The sequence below is a fragment of the Pseudoxanthobacter soli DSM 19599 genome, assembly GCF_900148505.1.
Lineage (GTDB): Bacteria > Pseudomonadota > Alphaproteobacteria > Rhizobiales > Segnochrobactraceae > Pseudoxanthobacter > Pseudoxanthobacter soli.
Genome location: NZ_FRXO01000004.1, coordinates 350,329 through 373,374, shown reverse-complemented (window position 1 = coordinate 373,374; position 23,046 = coordinate 350,329). Strand labels below are relative to the sequence as shown.

Genomic DNA, 23,046 nt, shown 5'->3' with positions numbered 1-23,046 from the left:
AACGACAATAACAAAGGGAGGAAACGATGCGGATCGAAGTTCTCATCGACGTGAAGACGACCCTCGGCGAAGGCCCGCTCTGGGATGCCGAACAGGAGCGGCTCTATTTCATCGACAGCTTCGACGGCCGGGTCTTCCGCACCACCGTGGATGGGCGAGAGGTGCGATCCTGGGACGTGCCGGCCAAGATCGGCTCCATGGCGCTGCGCAAGGACGGGCAGGGCGCAATCGTCTCGCTGCAGACCGGCTTCCATGCACTGGATTTCAAGTCGGGCGACTGCGACCTGATCGTCGACCCGGAGGCAGACAAGCCGACCACGCGGATCAACGACGGCAAGGTCGACCGCCGCGGCCGCTTCTTCGCCGGCTCGATGGACACGAAAGAGGAGGGGCCGCTCGGCGCGCTCTACCGGCTCGATCCCGACTTCACGCTCACCACCATCGACACCGGCATCATCTGCTCGAACGGTCCGTGCTTCAGCCCTGACGACAAGACGTTCTATTTCGCCGATACCTGGACCGGCGAAATCTGGGCCTACGACTACGACATCTCGACCGGTGCGGCGACCAACCGGCGCACCTTCACCAAAGTCGACACATCGAAAGGCGGTGCCGCGGACGGCTCGACGGTCGACGCCGAGGGCTTCCTGTGGAACGCGCTCGTCTATGACGGCCGCATCGTCCGTTATGCTCCGGACGGCACGGTCGACCGCATCATCGACATGCCGGTGAAGAAGATCACCAGCGTGATGTTCGGCGGTCCCAACCTCGATATTCTCTATGTGACGTCGATGGCCAAGCCGCCGCTGCCGCGGTTCCCCGACGATCCGGTTCAGCGGGGCAGCACGTTCGCGATCTACGATCTCGGCGCGAAGGGCCTGCCGGAGCCGCGCTTCGGCGCGTGAGCCTTCACCGAAACGCTTGCCGGCCGGATGCGTGATCCGGCCGGACATGGCGTCTCGCTCGCCCTTCAGGCTCCGAGCGTCTGGCCGAGGCGTCCTGCAAGATCCTGAATGAACTGCCAGGCGACGCGGCCGGAGCGCGACCCGCGCGTGGTCGACCACTCCAGCGCCTCGGCGCGGAGCCGGTCGTCATCGACCTTGAGGCCGTAGCGGCCCGCATAGCCGCGCACCATGCTCAGATATTCGTCCTGGCTGCACTTGTGGAAGCCGAGCCACAGGCCGAACCGGTCGGAGAGCGAGACCTTCTCTTCAACCGCCTCGCCTGGATTGATCGCGGTCGAGCGCTCGTTCTCCATCATGTCGCGCGGCAGCAGGTGGCGGCGGTTCGACGTGGCGTAGAACAGCACGTTCGCCGGCCGCCCCTCCAGCCCTCCTTCCAGCACCGCTTTCAGCGACTTGTAGCTGGCGTCGCCGGCATCGAACGAGAGATCGTCGCAGAATACCACGAAGCGGTGCGGCGCGGCGCGCAGGATCGCCATCAGCGACGGCAGGCTCTCGACGTCCTCGCGATGGATCTCGACGAGCTTCAGGCGATCGGATTTGCCCTCGGCCGCAAGCCGCTCGTTAACGTGGGCCTGGGAGGCCTTGACCAGAGAAGACTTGCCCATGCCGCGCGCGCCCCAAAGCAGCACGTTGTTGGCCGGCAGGCCGCGGGCGAAGCGCTCGGTGTTGTCGACGAGCTGGTCGCGCGCCGAATCGATGCCGTGCAGCAGGCCGATCTCGACCCGGCTGACGTGGGGCACGGGTTCCAGCGCCGGCGGATCGGTCTGCCAGACGAACGCGTCGGCGGCTGTGATATCGGGCACCCGCACCGTCGGCGGCACCGCACGCGCCACGAGCCCGATCAGCGTATCGAAGCGGTCGAGGAGGGCGGCAAACTCGGCGCGGCTGACGTATTCGGGCGCGGTCACGGCGATACTCCGGTATCTGAAGACGAATTCGGCGTCGAAACACGAAAAACCGCTGGGTCTTATCACGACGGCGTGGGTGGATGAAGCGGTGCGGTTTGCAAAGCGGGGCGCCGCCGTTATAGTCCCGCCGCCTCTTTGACCGTCGCAGCGCCCCAAGGGTCCGTGCGGGCGAGAGGCGAAGAACAGGAACGACGAAGAATCGACCGGCCGCTTCCCGGCTGCGAACGAAAAGGCTCGAGAACCTTATGAATTTTATTACTCCCGCCTACGCGCAGGCCGCCGGCGCTTCCCCGGGCCCGGTCGACATGGTGATGCAGTTCGCCCCGTTCCTCGTCATCATCGTCATCATGTACTTCCTGATCCTGCGTCCGCAGCGCCAGCGCCAGAAGCAGCACCAGGAGATGATCTCCAACGTGCGGCGCGGCGACACCATCGTCACCAGCGGCGGCCTGATCGGCAAGATCGTCAAGGTCGTGGACGAGGCGGAAGTGCAGGTCGAACTGTCCGAGGGCATCCGCGTGCGTGTGCTGCGCTCCGCGATCCAGGACGTGCGCGCCAAGGGCGAGCCGGTTAACGACAACGCCTCCTGATAGGCTTGGCCGCGGCCTGCCCGGCCTGCGACATCGCGCGGGAACCGACCGGCGCGATGCCGCGCGCCTTGCTTGGGCGCCGGAATTGGTCCAAGCATCGGATTGCCCGAAGACCGCCGCGCACCTCCCGATTCCGGTGCCCTAAAGACTGCGAACCATGCTCTATCTCTCGCGCTGGAAGATCACCCTGATCCTCGCCGTCGTGCTCGGCGGGCTCGTGGTCCTGTTGCCCAACTTCTTTTCCAAGGAGACGGTGGCGAACTGGCCGGCCTTCATGCCGAAACGCCAGATCGTGCTCGGCCTCGACCTGCAGGGCGGCGTCTATCTGCTCTATGAGGTCGACCGCGCCGACTATGTGCAGAAGCGGCTGAAGACGCTGACCGGCGAGGTGCGCAACGCACTGCGTGAGGACCCGCGCATCGGCTTCACGGATCTTTCGGTCCGCGACAACGGCGTGGTGGTGAAGATCCGCGATCTCAACCAGCTCGCCGAGGCGCGCAAGCGGCTCGATCTTCTCAAGAACCCGCTCTCCGGCGGCCTGCTCGGCGGTGCGGCCGTCGACGAGTTCTCGGTGACGGTCGGCGACGACGGCGCGGCGCGGATCGCCTTCACGAACGCCGGCCTGGAACAGCGCGTGCGTTCCATCGTCGACCAGTCGATCGGCGTCATCGCCCGTCGCGTCGACGAGCTCGGTACCGTCGAGCCCAACATCCAGCGCCAAGGCGCCGACCGCATTCTCGTGGAGGCGCCGGGCCTCGACGATCCGGACCGCCTCAAGGCGATCGTCGGCCAGACCGCGCAGCTCACCTTCCATCTGGTCGACACCACGGTTAACGCGCAGCAGGCGGTGCAGAGCCGGCCGCCCCCGGGCACCGTCGTGCTCTACTCGGTCAACGATCCGCCGGTGCCCTATGTTGTCGAAGAAGCGCCGCTCCTGACGGGCGACGATCTCGTCGACGCGCAGGCCACCTTCGATCAGCGCAGCCAGGAGCCGGTCGTGTCGTTCCGCCTGTCGACGGCCGGCGCGCGCAAGTTCGGCACCATCACCCAGCAGAATGTGGGCCGCCCGTTCGCCATCGTCCTCGACGACGAGGTGATCTCGGCGCCGCAGATCCGCGAGCCGATCCTCGGCGGCGCCGGCCAGATCTCCGGCAACTTCACCGTCGAAACGGCCAACGACCTCGCGGTGCTGCTGCGTGCCGGTGCGCTGCCTGCCAAGCTCACCATCGTCGAGGAGCGCACCATCGGCCCGGGCCTCGGCGAGGACTCGATCCGCGCCGGCGAGATCGCCTCGGTGATCGGCACGGTGGCGGTCTGCATCTACATGTTCGCGACCTACGGCTTCCTTGGCCTGCTCGCCAACATCGCAGTGATCGTCAACGTGATGCTGATCTTCGCGCTGATCACGCTGCTCGGCGCGACCCTGACCTTGCCCGGTATCGCCGGCATCGTGCTCACCGTCGGCACCGCCGTCGATGCCAACGTGCTGATCTACGAACGCATCCGCGAGGAGGCCCGTGCCGGGCGTTCCGCCGTGATGGCGATTGATCTCGGCTTTAAGCGGGCCCTGAACACGATTCTCGATGCGAACATCACCATGTTCATTTCGGCCGTGGTGCTGTTCTATCTGGGATCGGGGCCGATCCGCGGCTTTGCCGTGACCCATGCGCTCGGTATCCTGACGACGATGTTCACCGCCGTCACGTTCACCCGGATGCTGGTGGTGTTCTGGGTGCGCTGGCGGCGGCCCACGGTCATCTCGGTCTGACGGAGCGGGTCGTCCAGGGCGCGGTCGGGAGAAGCGGAACCCGGCTTTTCGAGCAAGACCGCGCCACGAAGGGAATAGGATCGCGACGGGCTGGCAAGTCCACGCGTCGTGATCGAGAAGGAACTGCCCGATGAAGCTCCTGCGCATCATTCCGGACGGCACGAAGATCGGCTTCATGCGCCTGTGGCGCTACATGCTGCCGATCTCGGCGGTGCTGTCGCTCGCTTCGATCATCGCGTTCTTAACGATCGGTCCGAACTACGGCATCGACTTCAAGGGCGGCACCGTCGTCGAGATCACCACCAAGGACGGCAAGCCGGCGGACCTCGCCGCGCTGCGCGCCTCGATGGGCGATCTCAATCTCGGCGAGGTGCAGATCCAGGAGTTCGGCAAGCCGGACGACGTCCTGATCCGCGTCGCGCGGCAGGAGGGCGGTGACGAGGCGCAGCAGCGCGCGCTGATCCTCGTTCGTGATGCGCTCGGCGACGACTACCATATCGCCCGCACCGAGGTCGTCGGCCCTCGCGTCTCCGGTGAACTGGCCCGCAACGGCACCGTCGGCCTCGTGGTGACGCTGGCCGCGATCATGGTCTATGTGTGGTTCCGTTTCGAATGGCAGTTCGCCGTCGGGGCGATCATCGCCACCATCCACGACGTGATCTTGACCTTGGGCATCTATACGATCGTCCCGTTCGAGTTCAACCTGTCGAGTATCGCGGCGATCCTGACGATCGTCGGCTACTCGCTGAACGACACCGTCGTCGTCTACGATCGAATTCGAGAGAACCTTCGCAAGTACAAGAAGATGTCGATCTCCGATCTGATCGACCTTTCGATCAACGAGACGCTCGGGCGCACTATGATCACGTCGGTCACGACATTGATCGCGCTGATCTCGCTCTACGTGTTCGGCGGCGAGGTGATCCGTTCGTTCACGTTCGCCATGATCTTCGGCGTCGTGATCGGTACGTTCTCGTCGATCTATATCGCAGCGCCGGTGTTGATCTACTTCAAGCTGCGCCGCGACAAGCAGAGCGGCGAGGAAGGCGCGGCGACCGCAACCGGCGCGGTCTGATCCCGCTCGTCGAGCGAACGGCCGGCATTCGGAGAGGCAGGGGGAGGGCGTCATGGCACCGCGCGGCATCATCATCCGCGACGCCCACTATCCCGACCGGGCGCAGATCGAGGCCTATGGCGACGGCGGCTTTCGCTTCGCCGGCATGTCGCACCGCGGCGCTATCCTGGCCCTCCCGAGCGGTATTCACGGTTGGACGCCGGTGACGGCCGCCGACCTCGACCGGGAGGCGTTTACAAGGGTTCTGGAGACCGTCGACGCCATCGACCTGTTCCTGCTCGGCACGGGCGAGCGCATGGTGCCTCTGCCGGGCGATCTGGCGTGGCATCTGCGCGGCGCCGGGCTTCGCGTCGAGACGATGTCGACCGGCGCGGCGGTCCGCACCTACAACGTCATGCTAGCCGAGGAACGACCGGTCGCAGCAGGCTTCCTTCCGGTGTTCTGAGCGGCGGCGCGCGACAGGTCTGCAGCATCGCGGGGCGGCCGTTCTACCGCTTGGTCCGGCCGCGCTCGCGACGGAACGATCCGCGCACCTCCGTCATTCCATGTGGCCAATGGCTCGGCCGGGATCATGCCGGCCTCTCGTTTCGGATGCCGATATGACGGACGCCGACAGACCGATGGACGCTGCTGCGCATTGTCTCGACCTCGTGCGGCAGCACGACAAGGACCGCTATCTGGCGATCCTGTTCGCGCCAGCGGAGACTCAGCCGGCTCTGGCGGCTCTTGCGGCGTTCGAAATCGAGATCGCCCGGGTGCGCGAAGTCGTGCGCGAGCCGATGCCAGGCGAAATCCGGCTGCAATGGTGGCGCGACGTGATCGATGCGGACGCCGTCAGCGGCCATCCGGTCGCCGACACGCTCGTGGCAGCCATCGCGCGCTACCATCTGCCGAAGCCGGCGTTGATTGCCCTGATCGATGCCCACGGCTTCGACCTCTACGACGATCCGATGCCGAGCCTCACGGATCTCGAAGGCTATGCCGGTGAGACGGCCGGGGCCTTGTTTCAACTCGCCGCCATCGTGCTCGCAGGCGGCAACGATCCCGGCACCGGTTCCAGGGCGGGCCATGCCGGCGTCGCGTTCACCATCGCCCGTATGCTGCAGGCCCTTCCGCTCGCGTCGTCGCGCGGTCAGGTCTTTCTGCCCGCCGACGTGCTCGCGCGCCACGGTGCCGACGTCGCCGATATCCGGGCGGGCCGGATGACTCCGGGTCTCGCCGCCGCGCTCAAGGAGATGCGCGGGCATGCCGAGCATCATTTGGCCCGTGTGGGCGATATCGCCTCCTCCATCCCCTCCGCGGTGGTGCCGGCCTTCCTGCCGCTCGCCGGCCTTCCCTCGCTGCTGAAACGCCTTGCGCGCAGCAAGGATGATCCACTGCACACTCAGACGGAGACGCCGGCGCTCGCCCGGATCTGGCGCATGTGGTGGATCGCGAGACGTGCGCGGCGTCGGGCTTAATCCCCGAGCGGGGACCCGCGCCTCTTGCCGGGCGGTCGTGCTGTCGACATGAGTTCCGATCAGAGTGCCGCCGCCCGACGCCAATGATTCGGGTCTTGCAACGAACCGGGAAGGATTCGGCATGAGCAAAGAGCAGAGCCGGAAGGCCAAGGCGCTGGCTGAGGGGAGTACGCCCGTCGAGCTGCCCTATCGCCCCTGTGTCGGTATCGTGCTGCTTTCCCCGAGCGGCCGGGTTTTCATCGGCGAGCGCCATGGCGGCGAAGAAGCCGCTGGCATGCCGAAGCCCTGGCAGTTGCCCCAGGGCGGCATCGATGACAAGGAAGACCCGGCGGAGGCCGCCCGGCGCGAGCTCTATGAGGAAACCGGTATCCACTCCGTCAGCCTGCTGGCGGAGGCACCGGAGTGGCTGCGCTACGATCTGCCGCCGGAACTCGTCGGCAAGGCCTGGAAGGGGCGATACCGCGGCCAGATCCAGAAATGGTTCGCCTTCCGCTTCGACGGCGACGAGACGGAGATCGACGTCCGCAACCCGCCCGACGGCCACAAGCCCGAATTCGCCTCCTGGCGCTGGGAGGACATCGAGCGGCTGCCGGATCTCGTGGTGCCGTTCAAGCGCGAGGTCTACGAAAAGATCGTCGCGATCTTCCGGCCACTGACGACGGCATGACGCACGCGCGGCGCGGTTTCAGAGCGCAAGCTTGCCGCGCCGCATCTCGAACAGCGCTATTCCCGTCGAAATGGCGAGGTTGAGCGAATCCGCCTGACCCGCCATGGGAATCTTGACGAGGTGGTCGCAGGCCGCCGCCATTTCCGGTGAGAGGCCGGCCTGTTCGTTGCCCATCGCCAGCACCGCCGGCTCGCGATAGTCGACCGAGCGGATGTCGACTGCCCCGGCGAGGTGGGTGCCGACGACGAGGCCCCGGTACGATTTCCGCCACGCGAGGAATTCCGCGACGGACGCGCGTGCCAGCGGCACATGGAAGAACGAGCCCATGGTGGCGCGCACCGCCTCCAGCCCGAACGGATCGGTGGTCTCGCCTACGAGGAGCACGCCGGCGGCGCCGAGGGCGTCCGCGGTGCGGACGATGGTGCCGAGATTGCCGGGGTCCCGCACCGCTTCAAGCGCGATCCAGATGCCGGGCCTGGCCGCTGCGATCGCTTCGAGCCCACCGATATGCTGCTCGAACACGCCGATCACCGTCTGCGGGTTGTCGCGGCGGGATATCTTCGCCATCACCGCTTCGTTCGCTTCGATGACGAGCGCGCCGCGGGCGCGCGCGGTCGCGGCGGTTCTGGCGACGAAGGGATGCGCTATGGCGTCGGACGCCACCACCAGCGTGCGCACCGGCCAGCCGGCCGCCAGCGCATCGGCGGCGAGTTTCACACCCTCGCCGAGAAAGAGGCCGGTCTCCGCGCGGTGCTTGCGCAGTTGCAGCGCGCGAATCTCCTTGATGGTGGGGTTGGCGAGGCTCGTGACGGCCTTGAACGCACCCGCACGCTGCAGGTCGGCGTTCGGCGGGCGCACCGGGTCTGGCGCGGGCGCGCGACCGCGCCGGTCGTCGTAGGGCGGTTCCCGGCTCATCGCGCGCTCCAGCGGGTGAACATCGAGGTCGGCAGCAGCCGGCCGGTCTCGGCTTCGACGAGGGCCAGTTCGCCCGATTCGAGCTTGCCCCCGAGGTCGCCGAAAACCTCCTCGCCCAGGCGGTGGGCCGCCAGGAACGAGGCGCGGATCGCATAGGCGGTGAGGGCGATGAACAGAGGCTCCTGCGCCATCACGGCGCGCACCAGGCGCAGCATCTCGGCCAGGCTGTCGAACAACTCCCAGACCTCGCCTTTCGGGCCGCGGCCGAACTTCGGCGGGTCGAGGATGACGCCCTCATAGGTCGAACCGCGGCGCTCCTCGCGGGCGGTGAACTTCACCGCATCGTCAAGGATCCATCGGATCGGCAGGGATTCCATGCCGGACAGCACCTGGTTCTCGCGCGCCCAGGCGATCGCCTTCTTGGACGCATCGACGTGGGTGACCTTCGCGCCCGCGTCGGCGCACAGCAGCGAGGCGACCCCGGTATAGCCGAACAGGTTGAGAACCCGCACCGGCCGCCCGGCATTGCGGATCCGGTCCGTCATCCAGTCCCAATGTGCGCGCTGTTCGGGAAATACCCCGACATGGCGGAAGCCCGTGAAACGGCAGATGAACCGCGCCGGGCCGTAACGCATCTCCCATGCCTCCGGCAGCGTTCGGTTCGCGCGCCAGCGGCCGTGGCCGTCGTCTTCATCGGTGCCGGTGAATACAGCGTCCGCGCGGCTCCACTCGGCTTCGGAGAGTCGCGGCGTCCACATCGCCTGCGGCTCCGGCCGGTCGACGACGATATCGCCGTAGCGTTCCAGCTTGCGGCCGTGGCCGGAATCGATCAGGGCGAAATCCTCCCACCCGCCGGCTTCGAGCACGAAGGCGGGCCGGGCGGGACGGGGAGTGGGGCTGGCGGATGCGAACGACATGGCTCGAATTAGTGCATGATCCGGAAAAGGGAAACCACGTTTTTCAGCGGACCCGCAGTGTCCGAAGCGGGCGCTACAACGTCATGCCCGATCAGGCAGATCCGGTGAAGACCCGATTCCGTCCGCCTGCGATCTCCTTTAGAAGGAAGTGCCGTGCACGGCCGCCCCGGCCTTGCCACCCCGAAGGAGACCGCCCGATGGAAATGACCGGGGAGTATCGCATTCCCGCGCCGCGCCAGGTTGTCTGGGACGCGCTTACCGATCCGACCGCTCCGATCGCCCCGGTGACGATCTCCGGCCAGGTTCCGCCGCAGTCCCTGACGCTGACGCTCGCCGACGGCACGGGCATCGGGGTCGCGCTCGTCGAGGATGGGGATGAGACCATTCTCGGCTATACCGGTCTCGGCGAGGCTGTCTCGGTCGGCCGCGTGGCGGCGTTCTTCGATGCGTTCGCGGTCCGCTTTGGCGGCGAAAGCACCCTCGAGGAGGTGATGCCGATCGCGCCGACCCACGTGCCGAAGGTCGAGGAACTCGTCGAGGAAGTCGAGCAGGCTGCGGAACAGGCGGAGGAACGCCTCGAGGTCGCAGCCGGCAAGGGCTTCCTTGGCGGCCCCATCGCGTGGGGCTTCATCGCCGTGGCCGTGCTGATCGTGCTGCTCGCGATCTTCCGTTGACGATCGGTGCCGCCGGCCGCGTGCCGGCGGCCCGCCGCCGCAGCCTGTGGCCGGCTTCTTCATGTGGTTCGTGATTCAACATGGCCTCTCCGTCGCGGCGTGCCCGGTCCATGTCCGGCCGCGGGAGAGACCAGCGAGAGGGTAGGCCGATGTCCGCTCCGGCGATTGAAGATCCGGTGTTCACGCTGAGCTGCGGTCCCGTCGAGGTTTATCCCGCGGTGCTGCGCGCGCTGTCGAAGCCGGTGCTCTATCACTACGACCCGGCCTTCCTCGCGTTCTACGAGAAGGTCAACGAGAAGGCCAAGGCGGCGCTCAGGCTGTCCAACGCGCCCGTCATCCTGCAGGGCGAGCCGGTGCTCGGGCTCGAGGCGGCGGCCGCCTCCCTGATCGCGCGCGACGATGTGGTGCTGAACCTCGCCTCGGGGGTCTATGGCAAGCTGTTCGCGTTCTGGGCGGCGCGCTACGCCCGCGAGGTGATCGAACTCGAGGTGCCGTTCAACGAGGCCATCGATCCCGCCGCGGTGGAGGCCGCGTTCAAGGCACGGCCGGATATCCGCGTCGTTTCCTTGGTGCATCACGATACGCCATCCGCCACCATCAATCCGCTTGCGGAGATCGGCCGCATCGTGGCCGCCCACGGCGCCTACATGCTGGTCGACGCGGTGTCGTCCTTCGGCGGCATGGATGTCCATCCCGAGCCGACCCATTCCGACCTGTTCGTGACCGGCCCCAACAAGTGCCTCGGCGGTTCGCCCGGGCTGACGCTGCTCGGGGTCTCGGAGCGGGCCTGGGCGAAGATGGAGGCGAATCCGGATGCGCCTCGCGCCTCGATCCTGAGCATCCTCGACTGGAAGGAAGCCTGGCGCAGCGATCGCGGCTATCCGTTCACACCCTCGGTGTCAGAGATCTACGGTCTCGATGCCGCGCTCGATCTTTACCTCGCTGAGGGGCCCGAAAGGGTCTGGGCGCGTCACGACCTCACGGCGCGGGCGTTCCGGGCCGGCGTCGTGGCGATGGGGCTCGATCTGTGGGCGGCGAGCGAAGCGGTCGCCTCGCCCACGGCGACGGCCGTGCGTATTCCGGACGGCATCGACGACGGTGAACTGCGCCGGGCGATCCGCGGCCGCTATGGCGTGATGATCTCGGCTGGCATGCGCGAAACCGCTGGCAAGCTCGTCCGCCTCGGCCACATGGGGCCGACGGCGCGCCCGCTTCACGCGGTCATCGGTCTCACCGCGCTGGGCGGCGCATTCCGCGCCATCGGCCAAAAGGTCGATATAGGCGCCGGGACGGAGGCGGCGATGGCGGTGATCGACGCCGCGATGTGATGCGAGGCGCACGCCGCACGGCGCCGTCCGCAAGGCATGAAAAAAAGCCCCGGCAGGATCGCTCCCGCCGGGGCTTTTTCATTGAGGGCGTGCGGCTCAGCGGCGACGCGGCGGCGGCCGGCGGGCCGGCGCGGACGACGGCGGCGGGGCGCCCGTCTTGTGGCGGAAGTTGATCCGGCCCTTGTCGAGATCGTAGGGCGACATCTCGACCGTCACGCGGTCGCCGACCAGCGTCTTGATCCGGTTCTTCTTCATCCGGCCTGCCGCATAGGCGAGCACCTGATGGTCGTTGTCGAGGGTAACGCGGAAATGGCCGTCCGGCAGCACTTCCGTCACGATGCCGTCGAATTCGAGCAGCTCTTCCTTGGCCATGGAGTTGATCTCCTTCAAGCGAACTTTTTTACAAGCGGTTTTTGAGCGAAGGCCGATCGGCCGTCAGTGGTTGCCGTCGTGGTGGGCGTGCCGGCCCTCGCCGCGTTCCTCACGCGGCTTTCGGGACAGGAACCGGACACCGGAGAGATCGTCGGCCCGGCGGCCGCCGTCGCTGCGGCCTGCGCCATGAGGCCGGCCGGCATTCGGGCGCGCGGAGCCGGAATGACCGTCGCGGCGGCCGTCACGCTCGCCAGCGGGGGCAGACTGCAGCTCGCCGCCTTCGCGACGGGGTGGGCGATTGCCGCCGTCGGAGCGGCCCTGGCCCTGGCCGCGGCCGCCGTTGCGGAAGCCGCCCGGCTGCTGCGGACCGCGCTGGCGCTGCCCGCCGCGGTTGCGGCCGCCACCGTTGCCGGTGGAGGCAGTTTCCACCTCGCCCGGCGCCGGGCGCGGATCCGGCTTCAGTTCGGCGAAGTTGCTGTCGCCGAGCGGCACGCGCTGGCGGATCAGCTTCTCGATCGCCTTCAGATCGTCGCGCTCGTCGTTGGAGCAGAACGAGATGGCGATACCCGACGCGCCGGCGCGGCCGGTGCGGCCGATGCGGTGAACGTAGCTCTCCGGCACGTTCGGCAGGTCGTAATTCACAACGTGGCTGACGCCGTCGACGTCGATGCCGCGGGCGGCGATATCGGTCGCGACGAGGATCTTCACACGACCCTGGCGGAAGGACTGGAGCGCACGCTCGCGTTGGCCCTGCGACTTGTTGCCGTGAATCGCCTCGGCGGCGATGTCGGCACCCGCAAGGCCGCGCACCACGCGGTCCGCGCCGTGCTTGGTGCGGGTGAACACGATGGCGCGGTCGATCGGCTCCTTGGTCAGGACGTCTGCCAGAAGCCGGCCCTTGGCACCCTGGTCGATGAACAGCACGCGCTGCTCGATCAGGTCCGCCGTCTTGGCGACCGGCGTGACCGACACGGTCGCCGGCTCGCGCAGCAGGCGTTCGGCGAGATCGGCGATCTCCTTCGGCATGGTGGCCGAGAAGAACAGGCCCTGACGGACCTCCGGCAGCTTGGCGATAATAGAACGGATGGCGTGGACGAAGCCCACTTCCAGCATCCGATCGGCTTCGTCGAGCACCAGGATCTCGATCTCGTCGAACTTGATCGCGCCCTGCTCGTAGAGGTCGATCACGCGGCCCGGGGTGGCGACGAGCACATCGACGCCGGGCATGAGGCTGCGGGCCTGCCGGCCGACCGGCACGCCGCCGATGGCGAGCGCGGAGGTGACCTTCATGAACCGGCCATAGGCGCGGAAGGAATCGAGGATCTGGCCGGCGAGTTCGCGTGTCGGCGACAGCACCAGAACGCGGCAGGCGCGGCGGCCGACCCGGCGGGTGCGATTGAGTTCGAGGTGGTTGAGGATCGGCAGCGCGAACGCTGCGGTCTTGCCGGTGCCCGTCTGGGCGATGCCGAGAAGGTCCTTGCCGCGCAGGACGTGCGGAATTGCCTGGGCCTGGATCGGGGTCGGCGCATCGTAGCCCTCGTGGGCGAGCGCCTTCAGAATCGGCTCGGCCAAGCCGAGTTCGTTAAAAGTCGACAAAAAGAAATCTTTCGTTCATGGGCGAATCATCCGACGGGGCGCGCGGAACAACGCGGCCAAAACGGCCATTCGCGGGTTCTAAAGGACGCCCCGCGTGACTGGGCAGTCTGCTATGTCGTGATGAGCGCTCGGCAGGCCGACGATTTCGATTGGAGGCGAAATCCCGTTCACGCGGCCGGTGCACGCCGGATAAATGGCGAACTTCGCGCGAAAGTCAAGCCGAACCGCCTTTTTGACTCAGGCTTTCCCTTCCAAGTGGCGATCCTCGGCCAGGTTCAGCGTGAATCGGCGCAACAGCCATGTCGTTTGTTCGAGCTGGTCCATCGCCGACCACAACGCCTGACGGTCCGCGGCGGCGAGGTCGGGCGCACGCTCGACCATGTCGTGCCGCATCTTCTTCAATACTTCTGAGCGATCCTTCGTCAGTGCACGGATGATCGGCAGTGAATCGGCGTCGAAGTCCTCGAGTTCCGAGACGACCGCCGAGAGCATCGCATGGGTGGACTCGGCGATCACGGCTGCGGGAGGGGCAAGCGCCGGGATCTTGCGCATGTCGGACAGTCCCTTGCCGAGATGTGCGAGCGCGATGTGCAGACCATGGATTTGCTGGTTGCGATTCCACAGTCCCATCAGCCTGTCCATCTCGGCCTGCTTGCCGGGATTTCGCAGTGTGTTCTTCAGGAAGCCGTCGATGGCGTCTGCCAGCTCGTCGCCCGACTTGCGCAGGACGGAAGGGGAGATGTTCGCCGCGAGCCGCGCGGTTTCGTCGTCGCTCGGATAAGGCTCGGCATCGATGCGGGCGCGGTCGAGGAAATGCGGCAGCCGGCGCAACAGGCGAAGCTGCTCCTGCTCTGCCATCGTGATCGCCGCTACCGGCTGGCTCTCCAGCACGGGCGTGATGAAGGCGGGCTTGCTGAGCGTCTCCTCGCTGGTGGGCGGGCTCCAGCGCTCGATGATGCGGAACAGCGGGTTATTGATCGCCGAGGCGACCAGTGCGGAGACGATCTGGAACATCCAGTGCACGGCCGTCACCTGAAGCGCGGCATCCGCCGTCAGGTGTGTCACGAAGGCGCGGATCAGGGGGATGCCGGTATAGTGCTCGACACTCAGCAGCGGCAGCATCACGGCGACGCCGATGAGCTTGAGCAGGAGCTGGTAGAGATTGAGCTGCCGCGCGGTTCCCGACAGCCCAGCGCCCTGGGTGACCGACATGATGCCGGTGCCGAGATTGGCGCCGACCACGATCAGGAAGGTCTGATCGATGTCGATCACGCCGGCCGAGGCGAGCGCGACCGCGATGACGGAAACCGTCTGGCCCTGGATGACGGCCGCAAGCGCCGTGCCGGCGATGAAGCCCCAGAAATAGAAGCTGTCTGCAATGGCGAGGACGGCGTGGAGCCCCGCCGAATCGCGCAGCGGCACGGCAGCGGCGACCATCAGCTGCACACCGTAGAGCAGCAGCATGAGCCCGAGCAGGGCAGCAACGAGGTTGCGGTAGCGCGCATCCCGGTCGTAGCCCAGCAGGAACGCGAGCCCGACCAGCGCGATGCCGGACATGATGACGAGGGTGATGTCGAACGACGCCAGCAGCAGTCTGAGCGTCGACCCCGCATACGACCACGTGACGATCGGCATTGCCGCCCGTACCGTCGTCGCCCCGGCCGTGACGAGACTGATCACGATGAACGTGACGGCGTTGGTGCTCTGGATGATGGCGCCGGCCGCGACACCGACCAGCGTCGCCTTCCAGGGATTGCCCGTGGCCTTCGCGACGAGGCGGTGGAAGGGCGGACCCGCCACCTGCTTCATGTTCGCCGTCAGGAACTGGGTGCCGATGAAGATGAATCCGAGACCGGCAAGCAGGCCGACGACGACGGACATTCAGATGCCTCCGGAAGTGCGGGCGATGAGAGGGCGGGGATCGGCGGATCTTCAGGCGCACGACATCGCGGGAGAGTGGACGAAGCCGGTGGCTGACTTTCCGATTGTTTCATTCACCATCCGAATTGTGAAGGCGCAAGCCCTTCCGACATTGCCGGAACGGGCGATCACAGCGTGGTGAGCGGGCGCTTCCGGGGTGTGCTTCGCTTCGATCCGGTCGTTTGAAGGCATTCTTTTGGAATAAAATAACAGAACCGGGCTTGTTTTTTGCCGTCGGGGGATGCCAAAACCGCCAGCCTCCTATAGATGGAAGGCGTCGCGGCTGTCGAACCCTTCCAAACTGCGAGGGAGGCCTGCCGCAATCGTGAGGAATGACGACGATGCCTGCTTATCGCTCCCGGACGACCACCCACGGCCGCAACATGGCCGGTGCGCGCGGCCTTTGGCGCGCGACGGGCATGAAGGACCAGGATTTCGGCAAGCCGATTATCGCCGTCGTAAATTCCTTCACCCAGTTCGTGCCCGGCCACGTTCACCTCAAGGATCTCGGCCAGCTTGTCGCGCGCGAGATCGAGGAAGCCGGCGGCGTCGCCAAAGAGTTCAACACGATCGCTGTCGACGACGGCATCGCGATGGGCCACGACGGCATGCTCTATTCGCTGCCGTCGCGCGAGATCATCGCCGATAGCGTCGAATACATGGTCAACGCGCATTGCGCGGACGCGATGGTGTGCATCTCGAACTGCGACAAGATCACGCCCGGTATGCTGATGGCCGCGATGCGCCTCAACATCCCGGTGGTGTTCGTCTCCGGCGGCCCCATGGAAGCCGGCAAGGTGAAGATCGGCGGCAAGGAGAAGGCGCTCGATCTGGTCGATGCCATGGTCGCGGCCGCCGACGACACCATTTCGGACGCGGACGTGCAGGTGATCGAGCGCTCCGCGTGCCCGACCTGCGGGTCGTGCTCCGGCATGTTCACCGCCAATTCCATGAACTGCCTGACCGAGGCGCTCGGCCTTTCCCTGCCGGGCAACGGCACCGTGGTCGCAACCCACGCGGATCGGCGCCGGCTGTTCGTCGAGGCCGGTCACCTGATCGTCGATCTCGCACGTCGCTATTACGAGCAGGACGACGCCAGCGTGCTGCCGCGCTCCATCGCGAGCTTCGAGGCGTTCGAGAATGCGATGACGCTCGACATCGCCATGGGCGGATCGACCAACACCGTGCTGCATCTGCTGGCCGCCGCCCATGAGGCGGGCGTCGACTTCACCATGAAGGACATCGACCGCCTGTCGCGCCGTGTGCCGTGCGTCTGCAAGGTCGCGCCGGCCGTGTCCAACGTCCACATCGAGGACGTGCACCGCGCCGGCGGCATCATGGCGATCCTCGGCGAACTCGACCGCGGCGGGCTGATCCATGCGGACCTGCCGACCGTCCATGCCGAAACCCTCGGCAAGGCGCTCGACCGCTGGGACGTGAAGCGCTCCAATTCCGAGTCGGTCGCCACCTTCTTCCGCGCCTCGCCGGGCGGCATCCCCACCCAGGTCGCCTTCAGCCAGGATCGCCGTTACAAGGAACTCGATCTCGACCGCGAGAAGGGCGTCATCCGCGACGTGGAGCATGCCTTCTCCAAGGATGGCGGCCTCGCGGTGCTCTATGGCAACCTCGCCGAAAAGGGCTGCATCGTGAAGACCGCGGGCGTCGACGCGAGCATCCTCGTGTTCTCCGGTCCCGCGAAGGTGTTCGAGAGTCAGGACGACGCGGTCGAGGGCATTCTCGGCGGCAAGGTCGTCGCCGGCGACGTGGTGGTCATCCGCTACGAGGGGCCGCGCGGCGGTCCCGGCATGCAGGAAATGCTTTATCCGACCAGCTACCTGAAGTCGAAAGGCCTCGGCAAGGCGTGCGCGCTCATCACCGACGGCCGTTTCTCCGGCGGCACGTCCGGTCTCTCCATCGGTCACGCCTCGCCTGAGGCAGCGCAGGGCGGTGCCATCGGGCTCGTGGAGCCGGGTGACAGGATCGAGATCGACATCCCGAACCGCGTCATCCGCCTCGCCATCGACGAGGCGGAACTCGTCCGCCGCCGCGCGGCCATGGATGCCAAGGGGGCGAAGGCGTGGAAGCCGGCGACGCGCGAGCGCAAGGTCTCGGCCGCGCTACGTGCCTATGCGGCGATGACCACCTCCGCCGATCAGGGCGCCGTGCGCGACGTGACGCGCCTCGAGCAGCTCTGACCTGCGCAGGCGTGCGCTCTACGCGCGCGTCATCTCCGATCCGTCTTGAAGGCCCGGACCGCTCAGTCCGGGCCTTTTTCGTCTCCGTCTTGATCGTCCGGCTTGTCAGGCCACGTCGCCGATGACCGCGTGGAAGCGGCGCGCATAGCCGGCGATCAGGTCGGCCTTGTCGGTGCCGTTGACGATGCGCCTCGCCCCCTTCCAGTCGCAGGTGCCGCCATCGATGTAGGTGGCGAGCGTCTTGCCGGTGAACCAGCCTTCAGCCATTCCGGCCATGAGGATGCGTGCGGCGATGTCCGGCTTCAGGGCGTCGTCCGGTCGGGCGACGAGATCGAGGCCGAGCTTGCGGCCCGCGAGGGCATAGTTGTTCTTCCACGTCAGCTGCACGAAGCCGCGGCCGGCATAGCGCACGCCGTCGCCGGGCTGGGTGTTGCCCATCAACCGGGCGCGCGCCGGATCGCGGCCGGCAATGTCGTAGAGGGTGCGCTTGTAGGCGTCGCTGCCATATTCGGCGACCGGCTGCATCGTGCCTGCCGTCTCGTGGTAGGCGGTCGCCAGCACGTAGGCGAGGCGGCGGCCGTCGTGGCTTCCTCCGAAGGTGCCCCAGGCGCCGAGGATGGCATCGAGGCCCGCACGGTGGGCTGGTGTCGCCTTGCGTTTCAGAAGCGCCTCCAGACCGGAGACGACGGACCCGTTCACCACCATGTTGCTCCCCTCGCAAGCGGCGCGCGATGGAAATGCACGCGCGACGTGTCTATCTTCGCCGGCTACGATCGGGAGCGGACATCTTTTTACTTTGCCTGCCGCGCCCTCTGGAAGCGGCGGCGTGTGACTGTTGCACCGCGGGGATAAGGCGTGCTGGAGCGAGATGCCGCGTGTGACGCGCTGCAAACCGCGTCATAGTCTGGACGGATGCAAATCCGGGTGCCGATCGGGGAAGCGGCTCCGGTCCTTTCGAGCTTTGGGGGAATGGGTTGATCAGCGTCTTCGAGCTGTTCAAGATCGGCATCGGGCCGTCTTCGTCGCACACCGTCGGGCCGATGAAGGCCGCGAACGCCTTTGCCGGCGGGCTCGTCGCAGCCGGCATTCTCGCGGAGGTCTCGTCCGTCCGCGTCGAGCTGTTCGGCTCGCTCGCCTGGACCGGGCGCGGCCATGCCACGGACAAGGCCGTTATTCTCGGCCTCGCCGGGCTTCAGCCTGAGACCATCGATCCGGATGAGGCCGAACGGCTGTTCGTGGATCTGAAGCAGCGTCATGTGCTGCCGCTCGCCGGCCGTCACCCTGTTCCCTTCGATCCGGAGGTCTCCGTCGTGTTCGACGGCGTCGCGGAAACGCCGGTGCATCCGAACACGCTTGCCTTCACCGCATTCGATGCCGGCGGCGCTGTCGTCGGCCATGCACGCTGGTGTTCCGTCGGTGGCGGGTTCGTCGTACCGGAGGAGGAGGTCGGCCGACCGCAATCGGATACCTCGGCGGTGCCGTTTCCGTTCCGCTCGGCACGTGAGCTCGTGGCGCATACGGCTGCGGCAGGCCGATCCATCGCCGAGATTGTCTACGCGAACGAACTCGCCCTGAGACCGGCCGCCGACGTCGATTTGCACCTCGACCGCGTGTTCGCGACGATGATGCTGTGCGTCGATCGCGGGCTTTCGAGCGAAGGCGAGTTGCCCGGCGGCCTGGCTGTGCGGCGGCGGGCCAAGGGCCTGCGCGATCGGCTGCTCGCGGTGGCGGCCACAAATGCGCGGCCGCCTCACGAGATCATGGAGTGGGTGAGCCTCTACGCCATCGCCGTCAACGAGGAGAACGCGGCCGGCGGCCGCGTCGTCACGGCACCGACCAACGGCGCGGCGGGCGTTGTGCCGGCCGTGCTGCGCTATTATCGCGACCACTGCGGCTCGGACATCGCGGGCGTTCGAGCCTTCCTGCTGACGGCCACCGCGGTCGGCGCGCTGTTCAAGTTGAACGCCTCGATTTCAGGCGCCGAGGTGGGCTGCCAGGGCGAGGTCGGAGTCGCCTGCTCGATGGCCGCGGCCGGCCTCGCCGCCGCGCTCGGCGGCACCCCGGCGCAGATCGAGAATGCTGCCGAGATCGGCATGGAACATCATCTCGGCATGACCTGCGATCCGATCGGTGGGCTCGTGCAGATCCCATGTATCGAGCGTAACGCCTTCGGCGCCGTCAAGGCGATCACGGCGGCATCGCTGGCACTGTCCGGTGACGGCACCCACCATGTCAGCCTCGACCGCGTCATCGCCACCATGCGGCAGACCGGGGCGGACATGCAGTCGAAATACAAGGAGACGTCGCTCGGCGGCCTTGCGGTCAATTTGACCGAATGCTGAGTGCGCGCCGCGCGGAGCGGCGGGAATGACGGGTCCGCATCTTGTGTCAGCGGGCCGGAAGCGGGCGATGGGTAAGATGCGAATGGGCCGCCGGAGCGAGGCTCCCGCGGCCCATTCGTTTCCAGGGATCATGCGTTTCCAAGGATCAGGCTTGCGGCAGCGTCATTCGCCTGCGAGCCGCAACGGGCTCGGTACACCGATTCCGCGTTCGCGCTCCTGTTCGCGCAGTCGCGCCTCCGCCTCGTAGATATAGTCGCGGGTGAGCGGCACCGCGTGCTGGCTGCGCGTGAGCTGGATCTGGAACACCATCATGTCCTGATACCGGAACGCCGTCTCTGAGGCAGCGAGATAGAATTCCCACATCCTGCAGAAGCGCTCGTCATACAGCTTCAGCGCTTCGTCGCGACGTTCCAGGAAGCGCTCCCGCCACGCCTTCAGCGTCTCGGCATAGTGCAGGCGCAGGATCTCGATGTCCGTCACCTTGAGGCCCGAGCGCTCGATGACGGGCAGCACTTCGGACAGGGCCGGGATGTAGCCGCCGGGGAAGATATATTTCTGGATCCAGGAATTGGTGTCGCCCGGTCCGTCGAAGCGGCCGATGGAATGCAGGACCATCACGCCGTCCGGCTTCATCAGACGGGCGACCTTGCCGAAGAACTCCCCGAAATGTCCGACGCCCACATGTTCGAACATGCCGACAGAGACGATGCGGTCGAAGCTCTCGTCGAGCGCGCGATAGTCCTTCAGGTGGAATCGGGCCCGATCCTTCAGACCGCGTTCCACGGCACGCTCGTTGGCGATACCGTGCTGCTCCTCGGACAGCGTGACGCCTGTCACGTCCACACCGCCAACGTCGGCGAGATAGAGCCCGAGCCCGCCCCAGCCGCAGCCGATGTCGAGAACCTTCTGTTCCGGCTTCAGCAGCAGCTTTGCGGCCAGATGCCGCTTTTTGGCGAGCTGCGCCGATTCGAGGTCGCTGTCGGGCGTCTCGAAATAGGCGCAGGAATATTGACGGTCCGAATCGAGGAACAGCCGGTAGAGCCGCCCATCGAGATCGTAGTGGTGGGCGACGTTGCGCCGCGACGCGACCGCGTGATTGTGCTGCCTGATACGCCGGGTGAGCACGCGCCAGCGATAAACGAATCGCGACCATGCGCTCGGCAGCGTACTCGGCGTATTCGACAACACGACGTCGAGAAAGTCGTAGATTCGGCCGCGTTCGAACACGACGCCGCCGTCCATGACGGCCTCACCCAATTCGTGCTCCGGATTGAGGAAAACTTTTCGCTCGGTCCTCGAGTCCTTGAAGCGTATCCGCACCAACTCGCCACTACCGTCGCCGAATCGATGTGTACGCCCCTTGGCATCGACAATTTCAAGATTTCCCCGGCGTATGGAACGCGCGAGATAGCCTTGCAGCAGCCGGTTCATGGGCACTCTCCGAAGCGCTCGCATGCGAGCGGACCATCGGGTTATCGGGAAGTGACGATGGTATGCCCGATTTCGCCTGCGGCTCAAGAGGGCGTGAACGCAAAAAAGGCACGATGCGGGTGGCATCGTGCCTTCTTTGTGTCCAGCGGTCCAGAACGGGGAGGGATCAGGCCTCGGCGGAAGCCTCTTCCTCGCCTTCGACCTCGATCGCGTCTTCTTCCTCTTCCTCGTCGTCCTCGAACTCGAAGCCCTGACCGCGCTTGGTCAGGTCCTCGCCGCGCGCCTGGCGCTCGGCCTCGTCCGCCGAGCGGGCGATGTTGAGGGTGATCGAGGCGCTGACTTCCGGATGCAGGGCGATCTCGATCTTGTGCAGACCGATCGACTTGATCGGGTGGTTCAGCACCACCTGGGTGCGATTGATCGCAAAGCCGCCGGCATCGATCAGAGCGGCGATATCGCGCGAAGAAACCGAGCCATAGAGGTGGCCGGTCTCGCCCGCCTGGCGAACGGTCACGAAGCTCTGGCCGTCGAGCTTGGCGGCAACGGCCTCGGCCTCGGTGCGGCGCTCGAGATTGCGGGCCTCGAGGTGCACGCGCTCGTTCTCGAAGCGCTTGCGGTTCGCGGCGGTCGCGCGCAGCGCCTTGCCCTGCGGCAGCAGGAAGTTACGGGCGAAGCCGTCGCGCACGCGGACTTCGTCGCCCATCTGGCCGAGCTTGGCGATACGCTCGAGCAGGATGACGTCCATGGGTAGTCTCCTCGGGTCTGTCCCGTCCATTCTGGACGGTTAGGGCCTGACGGCGTCCCCCCTTGGGGATCGGTCTGGTCCAGACGGAAAATACGACGCGGGCGGAACCCGGCTTTGTGCCGGACACCGCCCGCGCCGCGCGAATCGATCCTGAAGTTACTTCAGGACGTAGGGCAGAAGGCCCAGGAAGCGCGCGCGCTTGATGGCGCGGGCGAGCTCACGCTGCTTCTTCTGCGAAACGGCGGTGATGCGCGAGGGCACGATCTTGCCGCGCTCGGAGATGTAGCGCTGGAGCAGCTTCACGTCCTTGTAGTCGATCTTCGGCGCGTTCGGGCCGGAGAACGGGCAGGTCTTGCGACGGCGGAAGAACGGCCGGCGGGTCGGCAACTGAGCGATGTCGATCATTATTCGTTGTCCATGCTTCCGAAGTCGTCTTCACGGCGGCGGCGCGGGCGATCGTCACGATCGCGGTCGCGATCACGGCCGCCGCCACCACCCTCGAACTCGCGATCGCCACGGCCGCGGCGACGGTCGTCGCGGTCACGCTTCTGCAGCATGACGGACTGACCTTCCTCGAGCTCGTCGACGCGCACGGTGATGAAGCGCAGCACGTCTTCGTTGAGGCGCATCTGGCGCTCCATCTCGGCCACGGCCGGAGCCGGAGCGTCGATGTTGAGCAGCGCATAGTGCGCCTTGCGGTTCTTGCGGATGCGGTAGGCGAGCGTCTTCAGGCCCCAGTTCTCGATCTTGGCGACCTTGCCGCCGTTCTGCTCGAGAATGCCCTTGAACTGCTCGATCAGGCCATCGACCTGCTGCCCGGACACGTCCTGCCGGGCCAGGAATACATGCTCGTAAAGAGCCATGGTTCTGCCTTTCCTCGTTCAATGCACAGCTGGCGCGGAGCCCCGTCGAAGCCTTTGGAAAGGCATTCGTCTCTTCGTCTTCGTGAGCGGAGACACGGGAAGCGCGAACCCTCATGGGTCCATCCGGCATGCCCTTCACCTCGAGGATGAGGTATCGTGCAGGCACGGCCTTCCGTTCAGCCTCCGGCCAAGCCGGTGCAGCGCCGGTTCTCTACGCGATGGAGCGGGAAAAGTCCACCCGGGGCGTGGGGAAATCTGCACGCCGGGAACGTGGCGTCCCGCCGAACGGGACGCCGGAACCGGAATCAAGACATG

Annotated in this window: 22 protein-coding genes; 11 read left to right on the top strand and 11 right to left on the bottom strand. The window is 66.5% G+C overall.

Annotated elements, in window-relative coordinates; all coding sequences use genetic code 11:
• Positions 1 to 26 precede the first annotated feature (26 nt).
• On the top strand, positions 27 to 905 hold the full coding sequence (locus BUF17_RS11885) for an SMP-30/gluconolactonase/LRE family protein (RefSeq protein WP_073628856.1): 879 nt from the start codon (positions 27 to 29) through the stop codon (positions 903 to 905).
• 65 nt (positions 906 to 970) lie between these two features.
• Here BUF17_RS11885 and BUF17_RS11880 read toward each other — a convergent pair whose 3' ends face one another.
• Complete coding sequence (locus tag BUF17_RS11880; protein ID WP_084564551.1) at positions 971 to 1,873, bottom strand: ATP-binding protein; 903 nt, start codon at positions 1,871 to 1,873, stop codon at positions 971 to 973.
• A 245-nt stretch (positions 1,874 to 2,118) separates the two neighbouring features.
• Here BUF17_RS11880 and yajC point away from each other — a divergent pair, with 245 nt between their 5' ends.
• The 6 genes from yajC (at position 2,119) to BUF17_RS11850 (ending at position 7,433) form a co-directional block, all read left to right on the top strand.
• Positions 2,119 to 2,463: a preprotein translocase subunit YajC gene (gene yajC, locus BUF17_RS11875; RefSeq protein WP_073628854.1), complete on the top strand. Its 345-nt coding sequence runs from the start codon at positions 2,119 to 2,121 to the stop codon at positions 2,461 to 2,463.
• A gap of 157 nt (positions 2,464 to 2,620) precedes the next feature.
• A complete protein-coding gene (gene secD / locus BUF17_RS11870) occupies positions 2,621 to 4,231 on the top strand; it encodes a protein translocase subunit SecD (RefSeq protein ID WP_073628852.1) in 1,611 nt (536 codons plus the stop codon).
• A 130-nt stretch (positions 4,232 to 4,361) separates the two neighbouring features.
• On the top strand, positions 4,362 to 5,306 hold the full coding sequence (secF, locus tag BUF17_RS11865; protein ID WP_073628850.1) for a protein translocase subunit SecF: 945 nt from the start codon (positions 4,362 to 4,364) through the stop codon (positions 5,304 to 5,306).
• Positions 5,307 to 5,358: 52 nt separating this feature from the next.
• On the top strand, positions 5,359 to 5,751 hold the full coding sequence (locus tag BUF17_RS11860; RefSeq protein WP_073628848.1) for an Mth938-like domain-containing protein: 393 nt from the start codon (positions 5,359 to 5,361) through the stop codon (positions 5,749 to 5,751).
• Between the two features lie 175 nt (positions 5,752 to 5,926).
• On the top strand, positions 5,927 to 6,766 hold the full coding sequence (locus BUF17_RS11855) for a phytoene/squalene synthase family protein (protein ID WP_139282522.1): 840 nt from the start codon (positions 5,927 to 5,929) through the stop codon (positions 6,764 to 6,766).
• A gap of 121 nt (positions 6,767 to 6,887) precedes the next feature.
• On the top strand, positions 6,888 to 7,433 hold the full coding sequence (locus BUF17_RS11850; protein WP_073628844.1) for an RNA pyrophosphohydrolase: 546 nt from the start codon (positions 6,888 to 6,890) through the stop codon (positions 7,431 to 7,433).
• Positions 7,434 to 7,451: 18 nt separating this feature from the next.
• Here BUF17_RS11850 and BUF17_RS11845 read toward each other — a convergent pair whose 3' ends face one another.
• Positions 7,452 to 8,348, bottom strand: a complete 897-nt coding sequence (locus tag BUF17_RS11845) for a TrmH family RNA methyltransferase (protein ID WP_084564549.1) — start codon at positions 8,346 to 8,348, stop codon at positions 7,452 to 7,454.
• Entirely contained in the window at positions 8,345 to 9,265 is a 921-nt protein-coding gene (locus BUF17_RS11840) for a class I SAM-dependent methyltransferase (protein ID WP_073628842.1), read from the bottom strand. Before BUF17_RS11840 ends, BUF17_RS11845 begins: the two co-directional genes overlap by 4 nt.
• 197 nt (positions 9,266 to 9,462) lie before the next feature.
• On the opposite strand from BUF17_RS11840, the gene BUF17_RS11835 reads away from it, so the two are divergent.
• Both BUF17_RS11835 and ppaT read left to right on the top strand, forming a co-directional pair.
• Complete coding sequence (locus tag BUF17_RS11835) at positions 9,463 to 9,939, top strand: SRPBCC family protein (protein WP_073628840.1); 477 nt, start codon at positions 9,463 to 9,465, stop codon at positions 9,937 to 9,939.
• A gap of 149 nt (positions 9,940 to 10,088) precedes the next feature.
• A complete protein-coding gene (ppaT, locus tag BUF17_RS11830) occupies positions 10,089 to 11,267 on the top strand; it encodes a pyridoxamine--pyruvate transaminase (RefSeq protein ID WP_073628838.1) in 1,179 nt (392 codons plus the stop codon).
• Positions 11,268 to 11,363: 96 nt separating this feature from the next.
• On the opposite strand, the gene infA is transcribed toward ppaT, so the two are convergent.
• The 3 genes from infA to BUF17_RS11815 all read right to left on the bottom strand — a co-directional run bounded on the left by infA (position 11,364) and on the right by BUF17_RS11815 (position 15,116).
• Positions 11,364 to 11,639, bottom strand: a complete 276-nt coding sequence (gene infA, locus BUF17_RS11825) for a translation initiation factor IF-1 (protein ID WP_073628836.1) — start codon at positions 11,637 to 11,639, stop codon at positions 11,364 to 11,366.
• 63 nt (positions 11,640 to 11,702) lie between these two features.
• Positions 11,703 to 13,235 (bottom strand): DEAD/DEAH box helicase, encoded by a 1,533-nt coding sequence (locus tag BUF17_RS11820; RefSeq protein ID WP_073628834.1) that lies wholly within the window; start codon positions 13,233 to 13,235, stop codon positions 11,703 to 11,705.
• 237 nt (positions 13,236 to 13,472) lie between these two features.
• On the bottom strand, positions 13,473 to 15,116 hold the full coding sequence (locus tag BUF17_RS11815; protein WP_073628832.1) for a Na/Pi symporter: 1,644 nt from the start codon (positions 15,114 to 15,116) through the stop codon (positions 13,473 to 13,475).
• A gap of 380 nt (positions 15,117 to 15,496) precedes the next feature.
• Here BUF17_RS11815 and ilvD point away from each other — a divergent pair, with 380 nt between their 5' ends.
• Positions 15,497 to 17,350 carry a dihydroxy-acid dehydratase gene (gene ilvD, locus BUF17_RS11810; protein WP_073629296.1) on the top strand — a complete coding sequence of 618 codons (1,854 nt, stop codon included), beginning with the start codon at positions 15,497 to 15,499 and terminating at the stop codon, positions 17,348 to 17,350.
• Positions 17,351 to 17,455: 105 nt separating this feature from the next.
• Here the strand turns inward: ilvD and BUF17_RS11805 are convergent, their stop codons facing one another.
• Positions 17,456 to 18,055, bottom strand: a complete 600-nt coding sequence (locus BUF17_RS11805; RefSeq protein ID WP_073628830.1) for a glycoside hydrolase family 19 protein — start codon at positions 18,053 to 18,055, stop codon at positions 17,456 to 17,458.
• 269 nt (positions 18,056 to 18,324) lie between these two features.
• Between BUF17_RS11805 and BUF17_RS11800 the strand changes: the two genes are divergently transcribed.
• Complete coding sequence (locus BUF17_RS11800) at positions 18,325 to 19,692, top strand: L-serine ammonia-lyase (RefSeq protein ID WP_073628828.1); 1,368 nt, start codon at positions 18,325 to 18,327, stop codon at positions 19,690 to 19,692.
• Between the two features lie 162 nt (positions 19,693 to 19,854).
• Here the strand turns inward: BUF17_RS11800 and BUF17_RS11795 are convergent, their stop codons facing one another.
• From BUF17_RS11795 to rpsF, 4 genes are all read right to left on the bottom strand, one after another.
• The gene (locus tag BUF17_RS11795) at positions 19,855 to 21,123 is read right to left on the bottom strand and encodes a cyclopropane fatty acid synthase (protein WP_073628825.1); all 1,269 of its coding nucleotides are present in this window, start codon (positions 21,121 to 21,123) and stop codon (positions 19,855 to 19,857) included.
• A 166-nt stretch (positions 21,124 to 21,289) separates the two neighbouring features.
• Entirely contained in the window at positions 21,290 to 21,868 is a 579-nt protein-coding gene (rplI, locus tag BUF17_RS11790) for a 50S ribosomal protein L9 (RefSeq protein WP_073628823.1), read from the bottom strand.
• Positions 21,869 to 22,024: 156 nt separating this feature from the next.
• Positions 22,025 to 22,273: a 30S ribosomal protein S18 gene (gene rpsR / locus BUF17_RS11785; protein WP_073628821.1), complete on the bottom strand. Its 249-nt coding sequence runs from the start codon at positions 22,271 to 22,273 to the stop codon at positions 22,025 to 22,027.
• The gene (gene rpsF / locus BUF17_RS11780; protein WP_073628819.1) at positions 22,273 to 22,731 is read right to left on the bottom strand and encodes a 30S ribosomal protein S6; all 459 of its coding nucleotides are present in this window, start codon (positions 22,729 to 22,731) and stop codon (positions 22,273 to 22,275) included. The genes rpsR and rpsF overlap by 1 nt, the downstream gene beginning before the upstream one ends.
• Between the last annotated feature and the right edge of the window lie 315 nt (positions 22,732 to 23,046).

Excerpts from the sequence above, each read along its gene's own strand:
- rpsF (WP_073628819.1), bottom strand. The coding sequence starts at position 22,731 with ATGGCTCTTTACGAGCATGTATTCCTGGCCCGGCAGGACGTGTCCGGG.
- BUF17_RS11855 (WP_139282522.1), top strand. The coding sequence starts at position 5,927 with ATGGACGCTGCTGCGCATTGTCTCGACCTCGTGCGGCAGCACGACAAG.
- BUF17_RS11840 (WP_073628842.1), bottom strand. The coding sequence starts at position 9,265 with ATGTCGTTCGCATCCGCCAGCCCCACTCCCCGTCCCGCCCGGCCCGCC.
- BUF17_RS11835 (WP_073628840.1), top strand. The coding sequence starts at position 9,463 with ATGGAAATGACCGGGGAGTATCGCATTCCCGCGCCGCGCCAGGTTGTC.
- ppaT (WP_073628838.1), top strand. The coding sequence starts at position 10,089 with ATGTCCGCTCCGGCGATTGAAGATCCGGTGTTCACGCTGAGCTGCGGT.
- secF (WP_073628850.1), top strand. The coding sequence starts at position 4,362 with ATGAAGCTCCTGCGCATCATTCCGGACGGCACGAAGATCGGCTTCATG.
- BUF17_RS11815 (WP_073628832.1), bottom strand. The coding sequence starts at position 15,116 with ATGTCCGTCGTCGTCGGCCTGCTTGCCGGTCTCGGATTCATCTTCATC.
- BUF17_RS11795 (WP_073628825.1), bottom strand. The coding sequence starts at position 21,123 with ATGAACCGGCTGCTGCAAGGCTATCTCGCGCGTTCCATACGCCGGGGA.
- BUF17_RS11805 (WP_073628830.1), bottom strand. The coding sequence starts at position 18,055 with ATGGTGGTGAACGGGTCCGTCGTCTCCGGTCTGGAGGCGCTTCTGAAA.
- BUF17_RS11850 (WP_073628844.1), top strand. The coding sequence starts at position 6,888 with ATGAGCAAAGAGCAGAGCCGGAAGGCCAAGGCGCTGGCTGAGGGGAGT.
- ilvD (WP_073629296.1), top strand. The coding sequence starts at position 15,497 with ATGCCTGCTTATCGCTCCCGGACGACCACCCACGGCCGCAACATGGCC.
- infA (WP_073628836.1), bottom strand. The coding sequence starts at position 11,639 with ATGGCCAAGGAAGAGCTGCTCGAATTCGACGGCATCGTGACGGAAGTG.
- rplI (WP_073628823.1), bottom strand. The coding sequence starts at position 21,868 with ATGGACGTCATCCTGCTCGAGCGTATCGCCAAGCTCGGCCAGATGGGC.
- BUF17_RS11845 (WP_084564549.1), bottom strand. The coding sequence starts at position 8,348 with ATGAGCCGGGAACCGCCCTACGACGACCGGCGCGGTCGCGCGCCCGCG.
- secD (WP_073628852.1), top strand. The coding sequence starts at position 2,621 with ATGCTCTATCTCTCGCGCTGGAAGATCACCCTGATCCTCGCCGTCGTG.
- BUF17_RS11860 (WP_073628848.1), top strand. The coding sequence starts at position 5,359 with ATGGCACCGCGCGGCATCATCATCCGCGACGCCCACTATCCCGACCGG.
- BUF17_RS11885 (WP_073628856.1), top strand. The coding sequence starts at position 27 with ATGCGGATCGAAGTTCTCATCGACGTGAAGACGACCCTCGGCGAAGGC.
- yajC (WP_073628854.1), top strand. The coding sequence starts at position 2,119 with ATGAATTTTATTACTCCCGCCTACGCGCAGGCCGCCGGCGCTTCCCCG.
- rpsR (WP_073628821.1), bottom strand. The coding sequence starts at position 22,273 with ATGATCGACATCGCTCAGTTGCCGACCCGCCGGCCGTTCTTCCGCCGT.